The sequence below is a fragment of the Rhizobium centroccidentale genome, from assembly GCF_030182565.1.
Classification (GTDB): domain Bacteria; phylum Pseudomonadota; class Alphaproteobacteria; order Rhizobiales; family Rhizobiaceae; genus Rhizobium.
This window is the reverse complement of sequence record NZ_JAQJCG010000026.1, coordinates 12,556-38,107: the sequence shown is the minus strand read 5'-3', so window position 1 is coordinate 38,107 and position 25,552 is coordinate 12,556. Positions and strand designations below refer to the sequence as shown.

Sequence of the window (25,552 nt, the reverse complement as noted above, 5' to 3'; positions counted from 1 at the left end):
GATGACAACAGCAATTTTCGGCGAGGAACATCTGGTTTCGTTCGACGGCACCAATGCCCTTCGCATTCGCCTGTTCGACGGGCCGCTTCATCTGGCATGGCGCCATTCGGCCATGACATCTGACTTTATCGCGGAAACGTTGGCGCTCGATTTCCGCGCTTCCGAGCGCCAATACAAGACGGTGCGGCACGACATCGGTTATCTGACCAATGAGCTCATCGAAAACTCTATCAAGTTCCGCGCCTCTGGCGAGATTCTTATCGAGGCGCTGAGGGATGCCCATCATTTCAGGATGCGGATCATGAATCTGATCGACCGAGAAGCGACTGACCGTTTCCAACAATTATTGCTTAGGGTTACGGCCGGCGATCCCGGCGATCTCCTGATAGAACAGATCGAGGCAAGCGTTCTTGCCGGCGACGATGCATCCGGGTTAGGACTGTTGACATTGATGAGCGACTACCAGGTTCAATTGGCCTGGCATTTCGATGAGGATGGTCCGCACAAGCGGATTAGACTGCAAACATATGCCGCGATGGCGATTTCATCGGCGTGAACCCGCGAGAGGCCTTTTATGGAAATCAAAGAAGAAGCATTCCGCGTCTGGTCCGAAGGCAGTACTTTATATTTCGACGGAACCATGCGTCTGGCGGGTCCCGATGCCTATGCGCCGGTCTATGATCTGGCCCGGACGATCCTTCATGGGGGTGGAGGCAAAGCGACTTTCGATCTCACCGGTCTGCAATTCTTGAACTCTTCGGGCATCAACCTGCTTGCCAAACTGACGATAGAGGCGCGCAAGCATCCAGATATCCATCTTACCGTCTGCGGCTCCTCGCAAATTCCCTGGCAGATGAAATCCTTGCCAAACCTGAAAAAATTGCATCCGCGCCTGGATTTGCGCCTGACTTAGCCATCAAACGCTTAACGCCCTTTATCCCGGGCGCCCCCATGGGGCGTCCGAAAGCTCATCCGCTCGGATATTCAGCTTTATGGGGATGTCCGCTTACAAAATCTCGCATAAGCCACGATGCTTTATCACTGTTGCGCCGCGCGCGGACACGAAAACTTGCTGGAGAAGAGGCGCATCGGGACACAACATATTGCGCGAATTTATTTGAAGCAGAATTTCGGTTAGCTCTCTCTTACGCCGGTCGGCTTCGCCATCTGAGGTGGATATAAATAACAATACTCTATGATATCTCGCATATATCTTGTGATACTAAAGTATATGTAAATTCTATAATAAAAACGTCAGTTTAAATCGTACGTTCAATGTAATTTATTTTTGAACGAACGCACCCGTGCTGATAGCTGCAAAAATGGACAGAATGTAAAACTTCTGCATTCCCTGATAACGACAGCATAGTTAAACATTAGTAAACTATAGCTGTAAATTGCAGAAATAATTCCCAGTTGTAAAAGCCTAGAACAAGGGCAGAAGTATTACTTCGCCCTGAATACTCGGCTGCGTGTCTATAGTACCGGGAGGGTTTGATGGGCATAGCGTTCAAATCTGCAGGCATAGCTCCAAAAAATACCAAGAGACGTACAATACTTGTTGCGGGAGGCGCGGGGTTCCTCGGCTCGCATCTTTGCGACCGACTTCTGCAGGATGGGCATGAAGTTATCTGCGTGGATGATTTTTCAACCGGGCGGATGGACAATCTATGGCATCTGCTTCGCTACGACACGTTCAGTTTTATCCGCCATGACGTCATAGCGTCACTCGATCTGCCGGTCAGCGAGATCTACAATCTGGCCTGCCCGGCATCTCCGCCGCATTATCAGGCCGATCCGATCCACACGATGAAAACATGCGTTTTCGGCTCGCTCAATCTGCTGGAGCTAGCGACGCATCACCAGGCGCGCATCTTTCAGGCCTCGACCTCGGAGATCTATGGAGATCCCCAGGTGCACCCACAGCCCGAGAACTATTGGGGCAACGTCAATTCCTTCGGCCCACGCTCGTGCTACGACGAAGGCAAGCGTTCCGCCGAAACGCTTTTCCGTGACTTTCACGCCCAGCACGGCGTCGACATCAGGATTGCCCGCATCTTCAACACCTATGGGCCGCGCATGCGCCCCGACGACGGCCGCGTCGTTTCCAATTTCATCGTCCAGGCACTCAGGGGCCAGGACATTACGGTCTACGGCGATGGCTCCCAGACGCGCTCGTTCTGCTATGTCGCCGACCTGATCGATGGTTTCCTCCGCCTGATGGCCGACCAAACGGTCATCCATACACCTGTCAATCTCGGCAATCCGGCGGAATTTACCGTGCGTGATCTTGCCGAACAGGTCATCGCAATCACCGGCTCCAACTCAAAGATCGTCCATAAGTCCCTACCGATCGACGATCCGCGTCAGCGCCGGCCCGATATCAGTGTCGCGAAACGCGAATTGGGATGGGAACCGTCGGTCGCCCTGGCGGATGGGCTGAAATCCACCATCGCCTACTTCGAACGTCAGTTGGTTCGTCCGAGCAGCGAGCTTTTCGAGGTTGCGTGATGGCCAGGCAAAAAATACTCGTCGTGGGTGGCGCCGGCTTCATCGGCAGCCACACCGCGAAACTCCTCCATCGCCAGGGCTTCGAGCCCGTCGTCTACGACAATCTCTCGACGGGCCACCTGACGTCAGTGCGCTGGGGGCCTTTCGTGGAAGGCGATATTCTCGACACGCCCCGTCTGGCGGAGGCGATCGAGAGCCACAGGCCTGCGGCAATCATCCATTTCGCCGCCTCGGCCTATGTCGGCGAGTCCGTTGAAAATCCTGCGAAATACTACGCCAACAATGTCAACGGCACGCTGTCGGTTCTGGAGGCATGCCGCCGCACGCAAGCCGATAAGCTGATCTTTTCATCGAGCTGCGCGATCTACGGAATTCCGGCCCATCTGCCGATCCGTGAATGCGAGATGCCTCAGCCGATCAATCCCTACGGCAGAACGAAGCTCATTGCCGAACATATGGTTGCCGACTATTCCGCCGCCTACAGACTTTCCTATGTGGCGTTGCGCTACTTCAACGCCTCGGGCGCCGATCCGGAACGGGAGCTCGGCGAATGGCATGATCCCGAAACCCACCTCATTCCCCGCGCGTTGCTGGCGACGGCCGGCGCGATCGAAACCTTGGAAGTCTATGGAGACGATTACGACACGCCGGATGGCACCTGTGTGCGCGACTATATCCACGTGCTGGATCTCGCCAGAGCGCATGTCCTAGCAGTCGAGTATCTATTGGCCGGCGGTGACAATCTTGCCGTCAATCTGGGGACAGGGCACGGCACGTCGATCAAGGAGATCGTCGGCGCGATCGAGCGCGTTTGTGGGCGCAAGGTTCCCGTCGCCATGCATAGGCGGCGGCCGGGCGATCCGCCTGCCCTGTATGCCGCTTCGGACCTTGCTGCCGAAAAACTTGGTTTCCGCGCCCTGCATTCGGACATCGAAACGATCATCCGGACCGCCGCTCCCTTCTTCGGGTTGGAGATGCGAGGATGACATCGATCCGGACACGAGCTGAAGCAATGAAGGACAGGGCGTTGATGACGCCCATCCTGCAAGGCCGCCAACGCGCGGAATATGTCGTTTGCGCCACGCTGTGGCTTGCGGCACTTGTCTATTTCTGGAGCTGGTGGTTTACACCCGCACACCATGTCGACCCTATTGGATCGGTCTTGCTGACCCTGGTGCTTGCCTGGGTGACGATCATTCCAGCCTATTTCATCATCGTCTTCTTCCGCGCCGAAAAGCCGACTGGACAATTGCGCATTCCCGTCGGCAGCCGCATCGCCATGGTGGTCACCAAGGCACCATCGGAGCCCTTTGCCGTGGTGGCCCGGACGTTGGATGCCATGCTGGCACAGGCGGTGCCGCACGACACCTGGCTCGCGGATGAGGATCCTTCACCCTCGACGCTGGAGTGGTGCAGCAAACATGGCGTCCAGGTTTCCACGCGCAAGGGCCGCGAAGACTATCACCGCCAGACCTGGCCGCGGCGCACCCGTTGCAAGGAAGGCAATCTTGCCTTCTTCTACGATCACTATGGCTACGACGGCTATGATTTCGTCGCGCAGCTCGATGCCGATCATGTGCCCGAGCAAGGCTATCTTTTCCAGATGCTTCGCCCCTTCGCCGATCCGGCGGTCGGCTATGTATCCGCGCCGAGCATCTGCGATCAGAATGCGGGTGAAAGCTGGTCGGCACGCGGCCGTCTCTATGCGGAAGCCAGCATGCACGGATCGCTTCAGGCGGGGTTCAATCACGGGCTGTCGCCGCTTTGCATCGGCTCGCACTATGCCGTTCGCACCAAGGCCCTCAGGAGCATTGGCGGACTGGGCCCAGAGCTTGCGGAAGACCACTCCACCACGCTGATGATGAATGCACATGGCTGGCGTGGCATTCATGCGCTCGATGCCATTGCGCATGGCGACGGTCCACGTACTTTCGCCGACCTCATCACCCAGGAGTTTCAGTGGTCGCGCAGCCTGATGATGATCCTGCTGCAATATACACCGAGCTTGATCAAACGGCTGCCGCTACGTCTCAAGATCCAGTTCCTGTTTTCGCAGCTGTGGTATTCTCTCTTCTCGCTCTTCATGGCGCTGATGTTCATCATGCCGACCATCGCACTTGTTAGAGGCAAGACCTTCGTCGATGTCTCCTATCCCGACTTCCTGTTGCACTTCGTGCCGCAATCCCTTCTGCTGATCCTGTTCGCTTATCGCTGGCGCAGTACGCACACGTTCAGACCGCTCGATGCCAGGATCCTGAGCTGGGAGATGACGATGTTCCTGTTTGCTCGCTGGCCGTGGGCACTCGTGGGCGCTCTGGCTGCCATTCGCGATTGGGCGACTGGATCGTTCGTGGATTTCCGTGTCACGCCGAAAGGCACATCGGAGGTCGATCCGCTGCCGTTCCGGGTCCTTGCACCCTATGCCCTTCTCTCTCTCGCCTCCGTCTTGCCGGTGCTGTCCATCAGTGCCGAAGAGAGCAGTGGCTTTTATATCTTCGCAACGATCAATGCCGCCATCTACACTTTGCTGCTGCTGGTCATCATTGTCCAGCATGCGCGTGAAAACACGCTCCGCACGAACAAGCGCTTTTATCGGCCGGCTCTCGCCAGCGCTTTGCTTGCTCTGACTGCCCTGCCATTTGCCGGCATCATGGAGCACGGCCGTGCCGGAGTACAATCACTGATTTGGGACACCGACGGCTACGTATTGTTCGACAACCGCTTTTCGGTGGCAGGCGCAGGAATTGGCGGTCGCGGGTTGCACAGAATGGTGCTCAATCCGCACTGGCACGTGGGTGACACGGACAACTGAGGTTCATGACGGGAAGGACGCTATTGGCGGGAACGCACATGAAGATAGCTGTTATTGGAACCGGATATGTGGGCTTGGTCAGCGGCACATGCTTTGCCGAATGGGGCAATCGTGTCGTCTGTGTGGACAAGAATGCCGATAAGATCGCTGCTCTCCGTCAGGGCAGGATGCCGATCTACGAACCGGATCTCGACGAGCTCGTGGAACGAAACTATGCCGCAGGACGACTGGATTTTAGCTGCGACATCGCAAAGGCAGTCGAAGGCGCAGCTATCGTCTTCATCGCGCTCGCCGCTCTGCCGCAGCCAGGACAAGCTGACGCCGACCTTTCCTTCATTTACCACGCAGCGCGCGAGCTTGCCGCGCTTATCTCGGCGGATAGCATTGTGGTGATAAGATCGACGGTGCCGGTCGGAACCGGCGACGCCGTGCACAGGATCATCGGCTCGGCCCGAACGCCGGGCACCTTCGCCGTCGCCTCCAATCCCGAATTCCTGCGCGAAGGCGTTGCGGTGCGCGATTTTCTCGCTCCGGACCGTATCGTCCTGGGCGTAGAGGAAGAGTGGGCCTGCAAACGGCTTGTCGAGCTCTATGATGTCCCGATCGAGCGCCAGAATACGCCCGTCATCATCACCATGCGTCGGACGGCTGAGCTGATCAAGCATGCAGCCAATGCCTTTCTCGCGACGAAGATCACCTTCATCAATGAGCTTGCCGATCTTTGCGAGGAGATGGGCAGCGATGTCGGAGAGTTGGCTCTCGGCATGGGACTCGACAAGCGTATCGGGGCAAGCCTCCTTGCCGCCGGCCCCGGCTATGGCGGCTCATGCTTCCCCAAAAGCGCGCTTGCACTGTTGCAGGCGGCGCAGGACCATGGCGTGGCGCTGCGTATCGTCGAGGAAACCCTTGCCGTCAACGAGATGCGCAAGCGGCGCATGGCACGTAAGGTCACCAAGGCACTCGGCGGCGATATTGACGGCCGGACCATCGCCGTTCTCGGCCTGACCTTCAGGCCCGATACCGACGACATGCGCGATGCGCCCTCCGTGCCGCTCATCGAAACCCTGCAGCGCCTGGGTGCACGCATCCGGGCATATGACCCCGCCGGCATCGAGAATGCAGCGAAGGTCCTCAACAGTGTCGACTTCTGCGAAGATCCTTACGAATGTGCAAGAAATGCGGATGCCGTCGTCGTAATGACGGAATGGGACGCCATCCGAAAGATCGACCTGGCCCAGCTCAAGCAGAACCTGCGCCAGCCTGTTCTCATAGACCTGCGAAATGCGCTGGATACGGAAGCCGCCCGTCGGATTGGCTTTCACGTCTGCGCCATAGGTAAGTCGGCAAGCACACATAGCAGCCTGCGTGACATTGCCAAGCGACGAAACCGGCAGCGAGCCGTGAAAGCTGCAACCCCAAAGCTCGTTCCAATCCACGATACGGGAGAAACAATATGAAGCCATCAAGGAAGAAAACCTCCCTGGTCCCTGCAGCATCGCTGGCATGTGCGATCGTGCTTGGACTTGCAGCGGGGAGCAATGCGGCCGTAGCCGCGACGACCACCAAGGTGCCGGATGGAGCAAGACCCATGACGGCAGCTGAACTTTACATGCTCTATCACGACAAGAGTTGGCGCTGGCCCGATGGCGCAGGCCGAATGCAGAATACCGACCGTCGGTTTTCGGCTTGGGTCGACGGAACCGGTGGACAATCCTGGGCCGAAGGCCGCTGGGCTGTGACAGACACCGGCCGTCTGTGTCTCGAGGCAACCTGGCACGCCGCAAACGGCCAGTTTCCCGCCAAGACATGCTTCATCCATCGCATTCTCGATGGAACGATCTATCAGAAACGCGAGACTGGCGGAGCATGGTTCGTGTTTCGCCATCCCGTCACCAAGAAAACCGACGAGGCGACAAACTTGATCGCCGATGATCTGGTCTCACAACGACTGGAGGCCTTGAAGACCTCTTTGACAGTCCGCAAGACCGAATAGAGGAAGGAGGCAATGCTATGAAAACCCTATCAAAACTAACGACGGCCCTGCTTGCGGCCGGCGCCCTGTGCGGGGGCGTATATGTCGCCAGCAACGGCCTGGACGCAAGGGCCGAGACCCGGCCGCTCTTCAACGACAAGAGGCCGATCATCACACCCCAATCGCTGCCGGGGGGTGCCTATGATCCCAATGGGGACTTTTCCAATGACCCTAGTCCGAAGATCGAGCACCTCTTCCTGCCCTGGGAAGATGTCGATCTGTCGACGCTGGGCACGGCAGACGATTATGCCCGCAAGCGCGGGCGCTCGCTGCTGATCACGATCGAGCCCTGGTCATGGGCCCGGAACTGGCGGGTCACGCCAACCGATCTCCTTAGTGGAATTCTGGCGGGTCACTACGATTCCAACATGACGGCGATCTGCTCCGCGGCCGCCAAGCTCAAAGCGCCCGTCACCATTCGCTGGGCTCATGAAATGGACGAGAAGAACGGGCAGTTCACTTGGGCCTACTGGAAGGCGGACGACTATGTAAAAGCCTATAGGCACGCGATCAACGTCTGCCGCAAGAGCCTTCCCACGGCAAAGTACATGTGGTCGCCGATGGGTAAGGAGGGGCTCGAAGCGTACTATCCCGGCGACTCATTCGTCGACGTCGTCGGATTGTCGGTCTTTGGTTACCAGCCGTTCGATCTGCGTAAGCTCGGGCGGGATTCGACCTTCGTGGAAGCGACCAAACCCGGTTATGACCGAGTGAAACGCTTCAAGAAGCCGATCGTGATTGCGGAATTGGGCTACCAAGGCAACGAAGCCTATGTTCACGCATGGGCCGAGGAAGCCAACAAGCCGCATTCCGAATTCCCGGACCTGCAAGCGGTGGTCTACTTCAACGACCGTGAAGTCTACCCCTGGCCGGACGGGCTGGGCAGGCCGGATTGGCGCGTTGCCACGCCGCCCCTCTTGAATTGACCGCGATGATGAAAGGTTGAGGAGAAACACATGTCTTGGTTCCGTTTCATCATCCTGAGTGCCATGTTCGCGATGCTGCTGACCGGCACCGCGAACGCGGCGACACAGCATCAAATCGATCGAATGACGGCGCGTGCGGCACATCAAGCCATGCCGATGAGCGCCAGGGAGCTGAAAAAACTCTACGCGGGACGCTCCTGGATATGGAAGGACGGGGCCGGCTTCTTCTCGCGTCATCACCGTCGTTTTACGGCTTGGTCGCATACGGGCGCTCAAAAATCCTACGCAAGGGGCATGTGGTATGCGACCGATCGCGGGCGCCTCTGCATGAGCGCCGTCTGGTACAGCAAGAAAAGTGCCGCACCCAACGTGTCCTGCTTCCTGCATCGCAAGAAGGCCGGGATCATCTATCAGAAACGAGCATCAGGCGGAAAATGGTATGTGTTCCGTCATAATCCGATCAAACATGATGACGAAGTTCTGAAACTGCGGCCGGGCGACTATGTTCGCAGACATCTGCCCGGTTGAAGTTGAATACTCACATAGGGGCTTTTACTTGGATAGCGGGCGGCATGCGTCTCACCTGTTCGTCCAACCGCCATCCGGGAAATGCCCCTATTCTTTGCCGCGCATACTGCGCGACATCGGTCGGCTCAACTCAAAATGCGCTGCGATTGTAGCAATGCGACGTTCTTCCAAATCCACTTGGTGTGCAGATATAGGGAGAACCCTTGAAGTAATCCTCGGCGGAAACCGAAGTCGTCTTGGCGAGAGAGCTTCCACTGTAGAAGACGACATTGTTCTTTTGATACTTCTTCATGTACAATTGCACAGTCTTAGTTTTCATATGCGCATTTTCGGCAGCATTTGCATTTTCATGCATGATTGCCGAAGATGCAATTGCAAGCACTACCGATAAAGAGACACCAATTTTTCGATTACCGTCGGATAGATTGCAAGAGTTCTTCCAAAAACCCATAAGTTTACTCTCCTTGACAAGTTTGCTACGTGTATTTCAGCGGAAAATATTTAAGCGACTTCTATAAATATCTTGAAAATATTAATGAAATCTGCTTAATTTCCCCTTACAGCCTTCGGGCGGGGGACCTGCAACAATGCTGCCTGCGATAGTGATAATTTGGCGCGACATTCGGTTAATGCACAGAGCCTTGGCTCAGACATCCACAGACTTCTTTGGTTTGCCGGCCAAGGCGCACCGCGGGGCAGAACTCTTTGCTCAAGACATGAAACGATCTCTCTCTTTACGTCCGTCCGCCAACCGGCGGACGCCCGGATGGACTGAAATTCAGGCTGTTTTGCGACGATTGGGAAAGATCGTAGCCGGACGAAGCCCGTACTACCCGCGCACGGCCCGTTTTGGACGCACATCACTCGCCACCATAGGCGCCTGCCCCCTTCATCCGCCTGCGGCAAGGATACCGCGACGACTACCAGCCGATTTGGCATGTTTTGTCGAAAGTTCACCACGATGATGTGGAACAAGACCGAGATTGCCGCCGGACAGCCGGCTTTTGTCGAAAGGCGGCGGTGGCCCCGCATTTCCGAAGCTCCGATTTGCGGCAAGACCACAGATCTGCCAGAGCTGGTGTCACTGCCGTTTTCCACATTCAATGAGGCTCCCAACCAGCAATTCCCGGCTTGGCAGAAGCACATGGCGCCGCTGATAGACGCTTATCTTCCCGAAAGCGGCCTGGCTGGAGATGGCTTCGCGGCAACTCAAACCATCTGGAATCTCGAAGGCGCGCTTCTCATCCAGCAACAAACACCAGCCTTCAGCTATGAACGCTCACCGGAGAAGGTACGCTTCAGCGCCATAGATCATTGGCAAATCACCTTCCTGCGCACGGGCAAAACATGGACCAGCGTCAATGGGCATGTGGTCGAAAACGAACCCGGCATGATGGAAATCCGGGCACTTGGCTGCCCGTTTTACGGCCGCACCATAAGCGCGCAATCCGTTGCCCTCATTCTGCCTTGCGATTTGTTTGCCGATCACGGCGGACTACCTGGAGCAAGCAACAACATCGTCCTGGGGGGAGCACGCGTCAAGCTGCTGGCTGACTACATCGCTTTTCTCGAAGCGAACCTCAATCGTTTGACAAGGGACGATCTGCACAGCGTACGCAACCAGCTGCAAGAGATGATATTTCATAGCGTCACGCCGCTGTTGGACGGCCATACGGCCGGCGATCGCAGTTCTGAGATCGGACTGATGACGAAAGCTCGCCGCTTTATCCAGAGCAATCTCGGATCAGCGGAGCTGACTCCGGAAGCGTTGAGCCGTGAATTGGCAATTTCCCGAACCAGGCTGTACGAATTGTTCCAGGCATCGGGTGGCGTGTTGAACTACGTACGCAGAAGACGACTTCTTGCCGCACGCGCAGCACTTGCCGACCTGAGCAATGGTCAGAAAATTGCAGATATTGCTAGCAATCTCGGCTTCGAATCGGCAGCTAACTTCAGCCGGGCCTTCACACATGAATTCGGCTATAGCCCAAGCGAGGTCCGCAGACATACCGGAGAATGCAAAGTAGAGCATATTCCGCGGGCTTCGAAGACATCCAGCTTCAGCGACTGGCTTAATACGCTCGGCATTTGACGGGTACAAACAATGCGGCGGCGGGGCAATTCCGATACAGTTCAGAGACTGCTGAAGATATATCTCATGGGTAATACATGCGGATAAAGACATGCATGTAGTTCTTCAATATTCAGATGTGATGCCATCTAAAGTCACCGACATCACCACCTTTTAATCCGGCTGCGGTGAAGACGTTGTTTCTCCCTCAGAAATCTCGCACGCCAGCAGGAGTGGCTTGCCGAGAGCTGGGGCATCCTGCTTGCTCAACAAAACAGCAACCGCCGCTGCTGCTATTTCCTGAATCGGCTGCTTTACGGTGGTCAGGCGTGGCGTTGTCATGCTTGCGAGCGGAATACCATCAAAGCCAACGATGGAAAGGGCAGCCGGGATTGGGATCCCCAAATCATGTGCTGCACGCATGCAGCCGATCGCCTGCTGATCGGAACTTGCGAATATGGCGGTTGGGCGCTCGTGGCGGGCACGCGCGAGAAGATAGTTTCCGGCAGATCGTCCGCTTTCATAATCGAACGCCGCTTCTGCGATCAGCGGCGGCGCTGAATTCTGCCTGCCGTCGCCGACCAGCTCCATTGCATCCAGATAACCCTTGAGTCGATCGTTGGCAGGAACGGAGTCCTTGGGACCCGAAATGAAACCGATGCGACGATGGCCAAGCTTCACGAGATGCTCGACACCGAGACACACGCCGCTGCGATGATCGGCAGCGATGCCGGAATATCCCGGCAGGAGGCGGTCGACGATGACGATTGGCAGGCCCTTCGGCAGCTTGAGCGCATGGAAATCGTTGCTCGGAACAAGGATGATGCCATCCACCTTCCGACTTGTCAGTTGGCCGATCCGATCCGCCTCCTTGGCCGCATGGTCGAAAGAGGTCATGACGATGATGTTATAGCCATGTCTCGCCGCCGCTTGTTCCGCGGATTGGACGAGTTCCGAGAAGAAGGGATTGGTGAGATCGGGAATGATGATGCCGATGAGACGGCTGACCTTGCTGCGCATGCTTCTGGCAGAAGGATCGGGCGTATAACCGAGCTCTTCGATGATGCTTCTGACCCGTGCCCTCAATTCATCCGTCACGGAAGGGTGGTCATTCAAAACCCTTGAGACGGTCCCGGTGGAAACCCCCGCCAGCTTGGCAACGTCTCGAATTCCAACCTTCGCCATAACGGAACCAATATCCCTTCATCTCACCTTCCGAGACACCTTGGAGGCGCCTGATCCGAGCTCTCAGCTAATGGTCTCTCCCGCCTCAGTCAAAGGCTTCATGTCAAGCCGATCCTCCATTACGAGAACAACGCCGCCCCTGATGGAAACGGTTCATCATACCTATCTTCCGGAACTGGTAAAGTTACAATTTTCGCTGCTTTTCAGCGCAAACTCGGCGCCTTGACAATTCTTGATGACATGCTACCCAATATACGTGGAAACGGTTCATTGTCGCAGACAACTCAGGTGGAGCTGAGCCCAGGACCGTTCGGGAGGAAAGAAATGACCAATTCTACAAAGCGTGAATCCGTCTTGATCAACGCGAAGCGGCGTGCGGCGCTGAAACTGGGGCTTGCCGGCACCCTGGTGCTCGCGCTGTCCTGCGGCATATCGCCTGCCTTTGCCGCGAGCAAGCCGAAGGTCGGGCTGATCATGAAGTCTCTGTCCAATGAGTTCTTCAAACAGATGAAGGCCGGCGCCGACAAATATGCGGCCGAAAACAAGGACAAGTTCGACTTCAAGGCCGTCGGCATGAAGGACGAACGCGACTTCGCAGCCCAGGTCGATGCCGTCGAGAACTTCGTGACGCAGAAATACGACATCATCGTCGTCGCGCCGGCCGATTCCAAGGCCATGGCCACGCCGCTCGCAAAGGCGGTGAAGGCTGGCGTGAAAGTCATCAACATCGACGTGCCGCTCGATGCCGACGCCAAGAAGGCCGCCGGTATCGATCTCGCCTTCTTCGGGCCGGACAACACGGCCGGCGCCAAGCTTGCCGGCGATGCGCTCGCCAAGGATCTGGGTCCCGGCGCAAAGGTCGTGATCCTGGAAGGCAATCCCGAGGCCGACAACGCCAAGGAGCGCAAGGCGGGCTTCATGGACTCCATCAAGAACGGCAAGCTGGAGCTTCTCGACAGCAAAACCGCGCATTGGGAGACGGAAGAAGCCAACACCGTGATGACGAATTTCCTGACCAAGTACAAGGATATTCAGGGCGTCATGGCCGCCAACGACTCCATGGCGCTCGGCGTGGTCAAGGCGCTTGATGCATCCGGCCAGGCAGGCAAGATCAAGGTTGTCGGCTTCGACAATATTCCGTCCGTCAAGCCGTTGCTCAAGGATGGCAAGATGCTGGCAACCGTCGAACAGTACGGCGCGGAAATGGCCGCCATGGGCATCAAGTATGGCCTTCGCGAATATGCCGGCGAGAAATTCACCGGCTGGGTCAAGACGGACGTGACGCTCGTCACCGCTAAGGACCTCAAATAGTCGATAAACCCGCGCTGCGGGCAAAGGATGCGTCGGCATTTGCCGGCGCATCCGCTTTTCGATCGATCTTCTGGTCGGCATTCAGCGTGAGGCGTTAGACCCAGCGGAAGGCGACGCAAGGAAGATCATCATCTCCAATTCAAAATGGAAACGCTGATGAGGTGGACGTGCCAGAGACTTTAGATGACGCCATCCTGAAGCTGGAAGGAATAGGCAAACGCTTCCCGGGCGTCGTGGCTTTAAAGGATGTCTCGATAGAGATCGGCCGCGGCAAGGGGCACATTCTTCTTGGTGAAAACGGTGCCGGCAAATCGACCCTGATCAATCTGCTTGGCGGCGTCTTCAAGCCTGATGATGGTCGCATCCTGTTTGACGGCAAAGCCTATCATCCATCCTCTCCGCTCGAGGCGTTCAAGGCGGGCATCCGCGTCATTCACCAGGAACTGCACCCACTTTCCAATCTCACCGTTGCCGAAAACCTGCTTTTTGAGCATCTGCCGCGCCGATACGGCCTGGTGAACTACAAGCAAATGAACACCAGAGCGGCGGAACTACTAGCCGAGGTCGGCCTCCACGTGGCGCCGACGACGCTTGCCAGCAGCTTGAGCGTCGCCCAGCTTCAACTGCTAGAGATCGCCAAGGCGCTGTCCAACGAAAGCAAGCTTCTGGTCCTCGATGAACCGACGGCGACTTTGACCTCCAAGGAGGTTGATCGCCTCTTTGAGATTCTGAAGCGGCTGAAGGCGCGGGGCGTCACCACGCTTTACATATCGCACAGGCTCGAAGAGATCTTCGAAGTGGGCGATGACGTGACCATCCTGCGCGATGGGCAGCATGTGATTACGCGGCCGCTCGAAGGGCTCGGAATTCCGAAAATCGTCGAACTCATGGTCGGGCGCGAACTTGCGCAGCACGACGCCTTCCGGGGCGACAGCACCATCTCCGGCGAGGCGCTTGGTGTCTCCGGCCTCAAAGTGACGAGCCACAGCCCGGAGCTGTCATTTTCCGTCGCCAAGGGAGAGATCGTCGGCATTGCCGGCCTTGTGGGCAGCGGCCGCACCGAGGCTGTTCGGGCCATATTCGGCGCCGATGCCAAGGCTGCAGGCGAAATCCGCATAGATGGCGAACCGATCGAGATTGCTTCGCCCAAGGATGCGGTTACCGCCGGGCTGTGTCTGGCGACCGAAGACCGCAAGATTCAAGGTCTCATGCTCGATATGAGCTGTGCGCAAAACACCACCATCACCAATCTCGCCAAGGTCTCCCGCAACGGATTGATCTTACGCCAGGCGGAGGACGATTCCTCGCAGCGTCTCGTGCGTGAATTGCGGATAAAGACACCATCCATCCATCAAGCTGTCAGGACATTTTCGGGCGGCAATCAGCAGAAAGTCGTCATTGCCAAATGGCTGTTTCGCGGCCCCAAGGTGCTGATCTTCGACGAGCCGACCCGCGGCATCGATGTTGGTGCCAAGGCGGAAATCTACGAGCTTCTGTGGAAATTTGCCGCCGAGGGAAAAGGCGTTCTGGTCGTGTCTTCGGACCTGCCGGAGCTCATGAGCATTTGCCACCGCATCATCGTTTTCTCGGACGGCAAGATAGCCGGGGAAATAGCCCGGGAGCACTTTGACGAGAGCAGGATCCTCTCACTCGCTTACAAGGAGTACAGTCGTGTCCGGCAACATTGAAAAGACGGCCGAGGCGAAGGAGCCCAGCGTCTGGGACAAGCTCATCCGGATCTCGATGAAAGAGGCCGGTGTCGCCATTGCCCTCGTCCTGATTTTGATCTTCTTCTCGCTGACGGCGCCCTATTTCGCGACGCCGGAGAATTTCCTGAAGATCTTCGTGCAGATCGCCATCAACACCGTGCTTGCCGCCGGCATGACCTTCGTCATCCTCACGGGCGGCATCGATCTTTCCGTCGGATCGCTGCTGGCGCTTTGCACCGTCATCGGCGCGACGATCATGATCGACCCGCGGTTTTCTCCCTGGCAGGCGATCGCCCTTGCATCGCTCGCCTCGATGGGGGCCGGCGCGATCCTGGGTGCCATCAACGGATGGATCTGCGAGAAGTGGAAACTTCCATCCTTCATCGTCACGCTCGGCATGCTCAACGTCGCAAGCGGCCTTGCCCGCGTCGTCAGTGACAACTCCACCATCACTGGCCTGCCGCAGCCTTTCGTCGATTTCGGCAATCTGATTTTCTGGGGCGTCCTTCCATCGATCTTCCTGATCGCGATTGTCGTCGTCCTCATCGGCTGGTTCGTGCTGCGCTATACGGTGTTCGGACGTTTCGTCTTTGCGATCGGGACGAATGAAGAGGCCGTCCGCCTATCGGGCCATGAGCCGAAGCGATACAAGATCGCGGTCTTCACTATTTCCGGACTGACTGCCGGCATTGCCGCCATGGTCTACCTGCTCCGCCTCAATGTCGGCAGCCCGGTTGCCGGCATCGGCTATGAATTGAATGCGATCGCGGCCGTCATCATCGGCGGAACCAGCCTTTCAGGCGGCAAGGGATCGATCATCGGAACGCTGGTCGGCGCCTGCATTCTACAGGTGCTGTCCACGGGGCTGCAGCTGCTGGGCGCCGACGACAACATCAAGCCGATCGTTATCGGCGCCGTCATCGTGCTGGCCGTCATTCTCGACAGCTATCGCGGCCGGCTGATGCGGATATTGGAGAGCCGCTGACGAAGCGGCTCTTCGGAGCAAGGCTGTGCAGTCCATCAAAACCGAACTCTGCCGTCAGGCGCGGTGCAACTTCCAGGTCCGGATCTCAAACGGCATGATGTCGGCGGGTCCGCTGCGCTCGATCGGTTCTTCGAGGATGTTCAGCGGCCCCGATACCTGCCATCCCGACGGCAGGGTCAGCGACAGACGGCCGCGCCGGCCGGCCGGTTCGTAAAGCCGCAGGATGAGCCCCTCGCCCTCTTCGGCCGGCTTCAAACCCGAGAAGGCGACTGGTGTGCCTTCGACGCCAAGCGGCGATAAGGTGCCGGCCGCAAGACCGCTTGCCTCCATGCTGACCAGCGGCTGATTGAGATCGATCGCCTCCGATAAAACGCCGCCGTCATACCAGGCATCCTCATGCGGCATCAGCGCATAGGTAAAGCTCTGCTCGCCTTCATCGGCCAGCGGATCGGGATAGATCGGCGAGCGCACGAGGCTCATGCCGATGACATTGCCGCGGGCGCTGTGGCCGTATTTGGCATTGTTGAGCAGCGCGACACCGAAGCCGGGTTCGCTGAGATCCACGAACCGATGCGCCGCCGCCTCGAACATCGCCTGCTCCCAGGAGGTGTTGGTATGCGTCTGCCGCTCAACAATGCCGAAAGCGCATTCGAAAGTCGCTGTGCGCGACCGCACGGCGACCGGATTGAGGGTTCTGAGCAGCGTTCGCCGATCATGCCAGTCGATGGTCGTTTCGATATCAAGCCTGCGGGCATTGGCGGTCAGAACATAGAGCTGGGTCACGGTCGAGTTGCGGTATCGATTGATGACACGGATCGCGGCGCGATGCGGTCCCTCCTCGACCAAAGTGATGCTCTCGGGCTGATCCAGGTGAATGCCTTTCTCGGCATAATCAGCATCCACGTCCCAGGCATCCCAGTTGCGCGGCTTGTCGGCAGGATAGACCCAGAGCTGGTTGGCACTTCCTTCAATCGCTTCTCGTCCGGTCGCCTTGTGAACAAGGCTTGATACAGCTCCATCCTTGCCGATGACGACAGACAAATGCTCGTTCTCGAGATGATGGGTATCGGCCTTGAGCCCACCGGCGGGCTTCAGTGATTTACGATCGAAAACCGCGACGGAAAGAGGCGCGACGGAATCGGCCGAAGCGAGGACGGTTCCATCCGACAGGGTTGCGGTGAGCGGGCGCGGCGAAAGTGAGGGGTTGACGATAACAAGCGCATCCACGACCGCGCCTGCCGGAAGATGGGCCCATAACGTCTTCAGAGCACTTGCCTGCTCCGCCCTGGCATTGCCGATCACGCCGTCAAGTTCCCGTTCGGCATCGGCGTAGACCTCGCGGATACTCGATCCCGGCAGGATATCGTGAAACTCGTTCTTCAGGACGACGCGCCAATCCGCCTCGAGACTTTGAGGTTTGTCAGCGCCCAGCATATGGGCGAGCGAGGCAAGTGTCTCCGCCGTTATCAGGGCGCGTTCGGCCTGGCGGTGCTTGCGCTTGACCCCGCTTTGCGACGTCAGCGTCGCACGGTGTAGTTCGAGGTAGATTTCGCCATCCCAGACCGGCAGCTCCTTTTGCGCCGCGGTGCGGTGCGCCTTTTCGTAAAAGCCTTTTACGGTACCCCAGCGCGCCTTCGGGATAGCCGGAAAGTCGCGTAATTGCACTTCGCGCTCGACCATTTCCGGCGTGACGCCGCCGCCGCCGTCGCCATAGCCGACGGCCAGCAGCGAAGTGTCATGCTGCGTCTTTCCGCGAAAATTCTTCCAGGTCGGCACGAAGCAATCCGGCTGCACGAAGCCGTTGTAACCTTGCATGGGGTTGTCGAACGTATGGGTCAACACCTTGCTGCCATCGAGCCCCTTCCACCAGAACAGGTCGGACGGAATGTGATTGCTTTCGCTCCAGTTCACCTTGATCGTGAAGAAGCTGTCGATGCCTCCAAGCTGCAGGATCTGCGGCAGGGCACCTGAAAAGCCGAAGCAGTCGGGCAGCCAGCAGACGCTATGACGCAGGCCGAAATGCTTTTCGAAATAGCGCTGGCCATAGAGAACCTGACGCGCGAGGCTCTCGCCTGTCGGCATGTTTGTATCAGGCTCGACCCACATGCCGCCGACGGTTTCCCATTTTCCTTCGGCAACCTTCTTCTTGATCCGCTCGAGCAGTTCCGGATCGTCTTCCTCAATCTGCGCATAGTATTGGGCGGTCGATTGGTTGAAGCGGAAATCGTCGGAGCGTTCCATCAGCGAAAGCGCGGTGTTGAAGGTGCGGCGCATCTTACGGCGCGTCTCGCCATATGGCCAAAGCCAGGCCAGGTCGATATGGGCATGGCCGGTCAGCAGCAGTTCACCATTTTGTGGGAAGCGCTTTTGAAGCTCTTTCAGTTGTGCAAGCAATTCATCATAGGCAGCAGCCGCCGAGGCACTCTGTGCTTCGCTGAGACCGGCCGGACTGTCCTGAAGCTCCGGCAGTTCCCAGATCTTCTGCTGCATCGCCGCGCTGGCCGTGCGCGAAATATAGGCTGATGTGTCCGATGGCCAATCGAGGCTGCGCAGCGCCCGTTCGGCCGCATCGATCAGATGCGGCACGGCTTCATGGCCGTCGAGAATATCGGCCGCTTCGCCGATCTGCTGCAGCAGGAGATGCAGCCGGTGGACTGGCTCATCCAGCCAGATCAAGCGCGCCCTGTTCAGCTTCGGTGCCCTATTGGGCTCGCCGAAGGGAAAACGCGCAACACTCTCGGTCGCAATCTGGAAGTCGCGACCCTTAGTTGGAAATTCCTGGTGATAGGGGTCGAGACCGAAGGTCTCCGTTTCACCATCAGGATAACGCAGCGTCAGAAGACTCTCGCCACCAAGGTCGAGTTGAAGGCGGATTTGCTCGAGCGGCCAGTCCTGCGGCGCCGTTGCCTTGGCAGCGAAGCGAACCGTCCCATTACGATGCGGCCAATCCTGATGATGCGCTATTGGCTCTCCATCGAAGGTCCAGCCGTCGATCGCGAGACTTTGCCTGTCGCGCCAATGCGCAAGCTCCGTAGTGCGGACTTTCAGGCGATCAAGGCGTTGGGCAATAGTGAGAGACATAGCGGGTCCTATCGGAAAATCGGCAACTGACGGCGGAGGAGAGAACATATCAGCGCAAGTTGGTCGCCGGCCCCGCGCCCCTCTCCTCCCAGCGGATCGCATAGCCCAGATTTAGATTAAGTAACTTTGTTTTGGCGTCAAGGCGTACAGAAATAAGTTGCGAGAGTTTTTGTGTCGATGTCCCAATCAATCTTCCCCAACAGCACGCTGTCATCGGAAGGCGGCCAGTTGCCCGGCTGGCTCATCGAACCATTGCCGTACGCGGAGCGCGGGTTGTGCTGATCGACTACCGGCTCGGCGTGCGCGCCCGCACGGTCGCCCATTGCCTGCCGCGGCGTGGCTATGAAATCGCCGTCCTGTTCGTCGATTTTCAAAATGGCCAGTTGAGCGACGTGGCTTGATCGCGGCAGCAAGCGAATGCCTGGGCGGAGTTATCTTCCTGATGGCTTCGCCCGGCTACCGCTGATCCTCAATCAGACATCCAGCAGGATTTACCCAATCACTCGAGGTCGACAGCGTCGACTTTAGGCCGCTGGCGTTGGCTCGCCAAGCGAGAGCATCAACCGGTTTGCCCAGTTGAAAAAGGCAGCCCCATGGATCACGTCGGCGATTTCCAGATCATTCAGGCCCTCCTCGCGCAACCTACTGATTTCGCCGGCTCCGAATTGCGATGGTGTGGCTGTCAGCGCGGCTGAAGCTTCGACAATAGCATCCCAGCGGCTGCCAAGATCCGCCTGAAGCCCATCATCCAGCAGACGCTGCACGTCATCCGTCCGCTTGGAATGATGGGAGGCGAAGCGAGAATGGACCGATGCGCAAAAAATACAGCCATTCGCCCGAGATGCCGCCGTGGCGGCAAGCTCTCGTTCGGCACGAGGAAGGCCGGCCGAGACATTGTAGAAGATATCCTTGTCCGTCTTGGTGCGGGCCTGGAGAATGTCGGGATCGCGTACCAGCAACATGAAGTATGGCGACTTCGCGCGGGATGCATCCACAAGGCCCGCCCGGTGACGCTCGGCCAGATCGGCTTCGTCAACTGGTTGCAGCCACGGCGTCCAGCCGATTTCAGCTTGGGTAAAGACACTTGGCCGGTCTGCGATTTCTGGGTGAATGACGGTTTCGGTCATGAAAGGATTCCTTGTTCGTGCGATTAGGCTTGCGCGACCTGTCCGATATTGGGCGAGCTCTTCGCGAGCGCCCTCAGCCCAACGATGACCCTGATCTGAAACGCGAGAAATGCGACCAGCTGCGACAAGGTAACGATGCCTGTGGTCGTCCAGCCGGCGTCTAGCAGCTTCTGCAGCGCCGCAGCGCTTGCCTCCCTCGGCCGGAAGACCAGAAGATGGCTGTGTTCGAGCGCCGCACTGAGCTTCAGATCCAGAAGTTTCCGGCTTTCGCCCGAAACCTGATAGACGAGGCCCGGCCGGTCCTCGCGGGAAAGCGGGCCAGCCGGATAATGGCCGTAAGGGCCGGTTGTATCGCCGGCCTCCAGCTCCGCGCCAATGACGGCAACGAGCTCGGGACCATGCGCCTCATCCCGCAACTTGGAAGAATAGAAATTCGCGATCTCCGGCGCCTTGTGGAGGCCGGCAACAAAGGCGGCGACGGCAAAACGCTCTGCCGGGGTCACGCTTCCCCAATGCGCGGGCTCGAAAAGAGCTTCATAGCTCTTCTGAGCATTGAGGCGCGTCTCGGGCCGTTGCGCCCGAAGGCCGTCAAGATCGGAACCAGGATCTATTCCTGCAAGGAAATCGATGACGTCTCTGGTCTGCAAAGTCATGGTCGATGCCTTCTCTTCGGATGCTGCTATTAGACTTGCGCCGCCAAGCGGCGTTCATTTCCGGTGGGGCGCTGTTGCACCCAACCAAGCGCTGGGGCGACATGAGCAGCCGTCAGTTCCAGCGAGCGCAGGATATATTCATGCGGCGGATCGACGGAATGCACTTGAAAGACCAGGTCCGTGACCCGCGCCAATGCCGTGTCTGCCTGAAGCGACGCGATAACGTCGTCGGGGGTGCCGACGTGAACATCGAAAGCTCCAATCAAATCAGCCGTGGTTTCGCCTGGAATCACAAAGCCCGCCGCCTTGAAGTGTTCGGCGATCCGCCTCAGGCCAATGTCGGCAAAATGAAGGGCTTCTTTTCTGCTGTCGGCGACAAAGAGGCTCCGCGAACCCAATATTCGCGGCTGCCGTCCGGCCGGCAGCGCTGACAGATAGGCATCGATGATCGGGTTCTGCAGGTCCCAAAGCCTGGCGTCCGGCGTCTCGACCGGCCGAGGCTGTGTGCGCGACAACATCAACCCATCGCCATCGCGGCCGGCACGCAAGCCGCCGCCAACGGAAAATGTCGCCTGCCACACATGGTCGCGCAAATGCGGCGCTGCCGGATAGAGGCGGTTGCCGCCTGCAAGCTCTCCGCCCGCCCAAGCATCGCGCACGAGAGCAAGATGATTGCCATAGACCTCCGTGCGCTGGCTGCTTTCCAGGCCGAAGGGAAGGAAGGCCTGCGGAGTGCCGCCCGTTCCGAAGCCGACCTCCAGCCGCCCATCAAGCAGGCTGTCGAGCACGGCTGTATCTTCAGCGACCCGCACCGCGTCCTCCATCGGCAACGTGATGACACCCGTCCCCAAACGGATACGAGAGGTCTGTGGGGCCAGAGCGGCGAGAAACACCAATGGCGCAGGCAAGCCGCCTTCGTCTCCATTGAAGTGATGCTGCGCCACCCAGGCCGTGTCGAAGCCATGTTTTTCGGCATGAATGATCTGCTCGGCAACAAGCCTGTAACGGGTTCCGGCATCCACCTGATCCAGGACCCGACTGAAGAAGCCCAGTCGCTTCGGTAATGTTGGCGTACTCATGGGATCATCCTGCACTGATAAGGGCGGGCGCTGTCGCTCGCGGAAACTTCTTGCCTGGCACCGCGTCAATCAGTTCGCGCGTGTACGGGCTCTTGGGATTGGAAAAGACGTCTTCGACGCGCCCGGTCTCGACCAGCTGCCCGGCGTTCAGCACCGAGACAGTGTCCGCGATCTGTCGCACGACGGCGAGATCGTGGGAGACGAACAGATAAGTCAGCCCAAGCTCACGCTGCAACTCGCCCAAGAGATCGAGGATCTGCGCCTGTACCGTTACGTCAAGTGCGGAGACAGCCTCATCGAGCACCAGGATCTGCGGGTCGAGCACCAGCGCGCGTGCAATCGCGACGCGCTGGCGCTGCCCTCCCGAAAGAGCATGCGGCCGACGTTGCGACAGGTCGGCTGGCAGCCTGACCTTGTCGAGAGTGGCCGCCACCTTCGCCAATCGCTCACGCCGGGGCAGCCGTTCGAAATTCAGCAACGGCTCCTCCACGATCCCCGTAATCGTCTGGCGCGGATCGAGCGAAGCATAGGGGTTTTGATAGACGAGCTGGATCTTCTTGCGCAGCAGCCTCAATGCTTCGCCGCGCAACGAAGCCAGGTCGAGCCCGTCAATCAGCACCTGACCCGAAGTCGGCTTCTGAAACGCGGAAACGATCCTGATCGTCGTCGTCTTGCCGGAGCCGGATTCACCGACGATTGCGTGGGTGCTGCCGCGGCGAACACGAAAAGAGACATCGTCGACCGCCCGAAAACTGCCGCTGCTACCGGCACCGAAATCCTGCACCAGCCTATCGACCACAACGATGTCGTCGGCGGGCGCGACGGATGCAACCGGGTGTGCCAGCGAGGCCTTAGGCCGCGCATTCAACGATGGCGCGTCGGCAAGCAGACGGCGCGTATAGTTGCTTTGCGGGTTTGCGAGGATATCGGCCGTGCGTCCCTGCTCTTGGATGCGGCCGTGCTGCAGGACGATCAGCCTGTCGGATCGATCGGCAGCGACCCCGAGGTCGTGGGTCACCAGAAGGACCGCCGTGCCATATTCCCGTCTCAGATCGTCGATCAGATCGAGAATGTGCCTCTGTACCGTGACATCCAGGGCACTGGTGGGTTCGTCGGCGATGATCAGCGAAGGTTTCAGCCCAATGGCGATGGCTATCAACACGCGCTGGCGCATGCCGCCGGAGAGCTCATGCGGATATTGTCCGGCGCGCAATTGAGGCTGACTGAGGCCGACACGTTCCAGCAATTCGATCGCTTGAGCGCGGGCAGCCGCTCCAGAGGCCCTGCCATGCACCGTCAGGATTTCGGCGACCTGTTCGCCGATCGTCCTCACCGGATTGAGCGAATTGCCCGGATCCTGCGGCACGAGGCTGATGATGGACCCGCGAATGCCATCCAGCCGCTTTTGTGGCCAGCCGGCAATATCCTGGCCGTTCAGGCGGATGGCTCCCTGCTGGAGAATGCCACCTTCGGGCAGAAGGCCGATCAGCGCCTGTGCGGTGGAGCTCTTGCCGGAACCGGATTCGCCGACGAGGGCGACCACTTCGCCGGCGCGAACCTGAAAATCGATATCGTGAACAACCGTGCGCTGGCCGCTCCTGTCGCGATAGGCAACCCTGAGGCCCACCACATCGAGGATCGGCGCACCCTTTTCCGCAATTGTTTCAATGATTGGAGCCGTCATTTCCCGATGCTCCCGATTGCCCGGCTGATGCGATTGATGGAAATAACCACTAGGACGACGACAAGACCGGGTGCGGCCGTCAGCCACCAGGCAGTTGCGATATAATTGCGTCCCTCGGCAATCAGCAGGCCCCATTCCGGTGTCGGCGGCGGCGCACCGTAGCCGAGAAAGCCGAGCGTCGCGAGCTGCAGGATCGCCCAGCCGGCCTGAAGTGCCGCAAAGGCGATCACCGAGGTCAGTGAATTCGGCAGGATATGACGCCAGAGCACTTTGAGGAACGTCCCGCCGCTGCCGAAGGCGGCCTCGACATATTCGCTTCGGCGCACGGTGACGACTTCGGAGCGGACCAATCGGGCAAACTTGGCGATCAGCGTGCAGCCGACCGCGATGGCGGCATTGACGGTGCCGAAACCAAGCAGAACGATGATGCTGAGCGACAAGAGAAGATCCGGTATCGACAGCATGACATCGACCAGCCTCATGATGACCGTCTCGATCCTGCCGCCGAATGATCCGGCAAGCACGCCGAGCGCCGTGCCGGCCACAAGCGCGATGCCAACGGCCGCGAGCGCGCCCGATAGCGAGTGGATAGCACCATGGACGATGCGCGCATAGAGATCCCGCCCGAGCGAATCCGTGCCCAGGAGATGGGTGGCACTGGGCGGTCGTAGATGTTGCCCGGGCAGGCCCTGGACAGGGTCATAGATCGTAAAGAGGCTTGGGAAGAGTGCCCAAAGGACAGCCAGTGCCAGGATGAGGCACGCAAGGAAGAGACCAGGCTGCATGCGCGGAAAGCGCCCGCCAGCTCCGGCGTTCTCGTGAAAATCAGCCTCAAGCGTCACGGGCGATACACTGACTTGCCGCTCGGACGCATCGAGGTCTGCATCATGCCGGGCGGTTTCGATCGTTGCCATCATGCGGCTCCCAGCTTGGTCTTCAGACGCGGATCGAGCACGGGATAGAGAAGATCGACCACGAGGTTGATGACGACGAAAGCGGTCGCGGCAATGACGACGATCGCTTGAAGAACGGCAACATCCTGGCTGTCGACGGCCTGTTTCGTTAGCCCGCCAATACCATTGAGACCAAAGACCGTTTCGGTGATGACCGCGCTGGCGATCAGCTCCCCGAATAGCAATCCGGCAACGGTTAAAACCGGCAGCAGCGTGTTCTTGGCGACGTGCCGCCAAAGGACCTTGGCATGAGAGAGGCCTTTGGCTCGCGCCACGGGCACGAATGGCCTCGTCAGGACCTCATCTATGTTCTTCAGCAAGATTTGCGCCAGCGGCGCGGAAATCGGCACCGCGACGGTCAGGATGGGCAAGAAAAGACCTTCCCAGGGCCCCGGATTGATGACCGGCACGAGACGGAGCCGAAAGGAAAATATCTGAATGAACATGATGCCGAGCCAGAAGGTCGGCACCGATATGAAGAGCGACGGAATGGATTGGATCAGGCCACGCAGCCAGGCAAGACCGGAGAGGTTGCAGGCAATTGCGATCAGAACGGCGAGAAGCGCCGCCACCGCAAATCCCGATGCCGCAAGCAGAAGGGACGGTGGCAGGTTGGTGGCAAGCAACGAGCTCACCGGAACGCCAGCCTGTAGGGAATAGCCGAAATCACCCGTCAGGAAATTCCAGACGGCATGGAGATATTGATGCAGGAACGATCCGTCGGCACCATAAGCCGCCCTAATGTCGGCAAGCTGCTCGGGGCTCAATCCGTAATCCGGGTTCTGGAATTTGATCAGCACCGCGTCGCCCGGCAACGACTGCAGCAAAACGAACGAAACGGTGAAAGCCGCCCATAGGACGAACAGCGCCTGCCCGAACTTCGATAATATGTATCTTGCCATGCC

Annotated in this window: 22 protein-coding genes and 1 pseudogene; 14 read left to right on the top strand and 9 right to left on the bottom strand. The window is 58.4% G+C overall.

Annotated elements, in window-relative coordinates:
• The first annotated feature begins 1 nt into the window (after position 1).
• The 9 genes from PH562_RS26015 to PH562_RS25975 all read left to right on the top strand — a co-directional run bounded on the left by PH562_RS26015 (position 2) and on the right by PH562_RS25975 (position 8,809).
• Positions 2–556: a slr1658 superfamily regulator gene (locus PH562_RS26015; RefSeq protein WP_285176607.1), complete on the top strand. Its 555-nt coding sequence runs from the start codon at positions 2–4 to the stop codon at positions 554–556.
• An 18-nt stretch (positions 557–574) separates the two neighbouring features.
• The gene (locus PH562_RS26010) at positions 575–913 is read left to right on the top strand and encodes a slr1659 superfamily regulator (protein WP_075855018.1); all 339 of its coding nucleotides are present in this window, start codon (positions 575–577) and stop codon (positions 911–913) included.
• 584 nt (positions 914–1,497) lie between these two features.
• Complete coding sequence (locus tag PH562_RS26005) at positions 1,498–2,511, top strand: UDP-glucuronic acid decarboxylase family protein (RefSeq protein WP_113228972.1); 1,014 nt, start codon at positions 1,498–1,500, stop codon at positions 2,509–2,511.
• A complete protein-coding gene (galE, locus tag PH562_RS26000; protein WP_285176606.1) occupies positions 2,511–3,497 on the top strand; it encodes a UDP-glucose 4-epimerase GalE in 987 nt (328 codons plus the stop codon). Before PH562_RS26005 ends, galE begins: the two co-directional genes overlap by 1 nt.
• 44 nt (positions 3,498–3,541) lie before the next feature.
• A complete protein-coding gene (locus PH562_RS25995) occupies positions 3,542–5,323 on the top strand; it encodes a glycosyltransferase family 2 protein (protein WP_483315384.1) in 1,782 nt (593 codons plus the stop codon).
• 38 nt (positions 5,324–5,361) lie between these two features.
• Complete coding sequence (locus PH562_RS25990; RefSeq protein ID WP_285176604.1) at positions 5,362–6,780, top strand: UDP-glucose dehydrogenase family protein; 1,419 nt, start codon at positions 5,362–5,364, stop codon at positions 6,778–6,780.
• On the top strand, positions 6,777–7,316 hold the full coding sequence (locus tag PH562_RS25985) for a DUF995 domain-containing protein (protein ID WP_285176603.1): 540 nt from the start codon (positions 6,777–6,779) through the stop codon (positions 7,314–7,316). Before PH562_RS25990 ends, PH562_RS25985 begins: the two co-directional genes overlap by 4 nt.
• Positions 7,317–7,333: 17 nt before the next feature.
• Complete coding sequence (locus tag PH562_RS25980) at positions 7,334–8,281, top strand: glycoside hydrolase family 26 protein (protein WP_113228968.1); 948 nt, start codon at positions 7,334–7,336, stop codon at positions 8,279–8,281.
• A 30-nt stretch (positions 8,282–8,311) separates the two neighbouring features.
• Complete coding sequence (locus PH562_RS25975) at positions 8,312–8,809, top strand: DUF995 domain-containing protein (protein ID WP_113228967.1); 498 nt, start codon at positions 8,312–8,314, stop codon at positions 8,807–8,809.
• Between the two features lie 130 nt (positions 8,810–8,939).
• Here the strand turns inward: PH562_RS25975 and PH562_RS25970 are convergent, their stop codons facing one another.
• Entirely contained in the window at positions 8,940–9,260 is a 321-nt protein-coding gene (locus tag PH562_RS25970; RefSeq protein WP_113228966.1) for a hypothetical protein, read from the bottom strand.
• A 510-nt stretch (positions 9,261–9,770) separates the two neighbouring features.
• Here PH562_RS25970 and PH562_RS25965 point away from each other — a divergent pair.
• Positions 9,771–10,901, top strand: a complete 1,131-nt coding sequence (locus PH562_RS25965) for a helix-turn-helix domain-containing protein (RefSeq protein ID WP_285176602.1) — start codon at positions 9,771–9,773, stop codon at positions 10,899–10,901.
• A gap of 153 nt (positions 10,902–11,054) precedes the next feature.
• On the opposite strand, the gene PH562_RS25960 is transcribed toward PH562_RS25965, so the two are convergent.
• Entirely contained in the window at positions 11,055–12,065 is a 1,011-nt protein-coding gene (locus tag PH562_RS25960; protein WP_285176601.1) for a LacI family DNA-binding transcriptional regulator, read from the bottom strand.
• A gap of 324 nt (positions 12,066–12,389) precedes the next feature.
• Between PH562_RS25960 and PH562_RS25955 the strand changes: the two genes are divergently transcribed.
• The 3 genes from PH562_RS25955 (at position 12,390) to PH562_RS25945 (ending at position 16,070) form a co-directional block, all read left to right on the top strand.
• Positions 12,390–13,376 (top strand): sugar ABC transporter substrate-binding protein, encoded by a 987-nt coding sequence (locus tag PH562_RS25955; RefSeq protein WP_285176600.1) that lies wholly within the window; start codon positions 12,390–12,392, stop codon positions 13,374–13,376.
• A gap of 161 nt (positions 13,377–13,537) precedes the next feature.
• Positions 13,538–15,064, top strand: coding sequence for a sugar ABC transporter ATP-binding protein (locus PH562_RS25950; protein ID WP_483315380.1), 1,527 nt, complete (start codon positions 13,538–13,540; stop codon positions 15,062–15,064).
• The gene (locus PH562_RS25945; protein ID WP_285176598.1) at positions 15,048–16,070 is read left to right on the top strand and encodes an ABC transporter permease; all 1,023 of its coding nucleotides are present in this window, start codon (positions 15,048–15,050) and stop codon (positions 16,068–16,070) included. Before PH562_RS25950 ends, PH562_RS25945 begins: the two co-directional genes overlap by 17 nt.
• Positions 16,071–16,124: 54 nt before the next feature.
• On the opposite strand, the gene PH562_RS25940 is transcribed toward PH562_RS25945, so the two are convergent.
• Positions 16,125–19,151 (bottom strand): alpha-mannosidase, encoded by a 3,027-nt coding sequence (locus PH562_RS25940; RefSeq protein WP_285176597.1) that lies wholly within the window; start codon positions 19,149–19,151, stop codon positions 16,125–16,127.
• A 204-nt stretch (positions 19,152–19,355) separates the two neighbouring features.
• Between PH562_RS25940 and PH562_RS30775 the strand changes: the two are divergent.
• Positions 19,356–19,552 (top strand): annotated as a pseudogene (locus PH562_RS30775) (rhodanese-like domain-containing protein); the annotation flags it as partial.
• Positions 19,553–19,675: 123 nt separating this feature from the next.
• Here the strand turns inward: PH562_RS30775 and PH562_RS25930 are convergent.
• The 6 genes from PH562_RS25930 to PH562_RS25905 are packed head-to-tail and all read right to left on the bottom strand — an operon-like array spanning position 19,676 to position 25,549.
• A complete protein-coding gene (locus tag PH562_RS25930; RefSeq protein ID WP_285176595.1) occupies positions 19,676–20,278 on the bottom strand; it encodes an alkylhydroperoxidase domain protein in 603 nt (200 codons plus the stop codon).
• Positions 20,279–20,301: 23 nt separating this feature from the next.
• Positions 20,302–20,931 (bottom strand): CMD domain protein, encoded by a 630-nt coding sequence (locus PH562_RS25925; RefSeq protein WP_285176594.1) that lies wholly within the window; start codon positions 20,929–20,931, stop codon positions 20,302–20,304.
• Between the two features lie 29 nt (positions 20,932–20,960).
• Positions 20,961–22,010 (bottom strand): putative FMN-dependent luciferase-like monooxygenase, encoded by a 1,050-nt coding sequence (locus PH562_RS25920; protein ID WP_285176593.1) that lies wholly within the window; start codon positions 22,008–22,010, stop codon positions 20,961–20,963.
• A 4-nt stretch (positions 22,011–22,014) separates the two neighbouring features.
• Positions 22,015–23,694 carry a dipeptide ABC transporter ATP-binding protein gene (locus PH562_RS25915; protein ID WP_285176592.1) on the bottom strand — a complete coding sequence of 560 codons (1,680 nt, stop codon included), beginning with the start codon at positions 23,692–23,694 and terminating at the stop codon, positions 22,015–22,017.
• Positions 23,691–24,608, bottom strand: coding sequence for an ABC transporter permease (locus PH562_RS25910; protein WP_285176591.1), 918 nt, complete (start codon positions 24,606–24,608; stop codon positions 23,691–23,693). The genes PH562_RS25915 and PH562_RS25910 overlap by 4 nt, the downstream gene beginning before the upstream one ends.
• Positions 24,608–25,549: an ABC transporter permease gene (locus PH562_RS25905; RefSeq protein ID WP_285176590.1), complete on the bottom strand. Its 942-nt coding sequence runs from the start codon at positions 25,547–25,549 to the stop codon at positions 24,608–24,610. Before PH562_RS25905 ends, PH562_RS25910 begins: the two co-directional genes overlap by 1 nt.
• Positions 25,550–25,552: the final 3 nt, after the last annotated feature.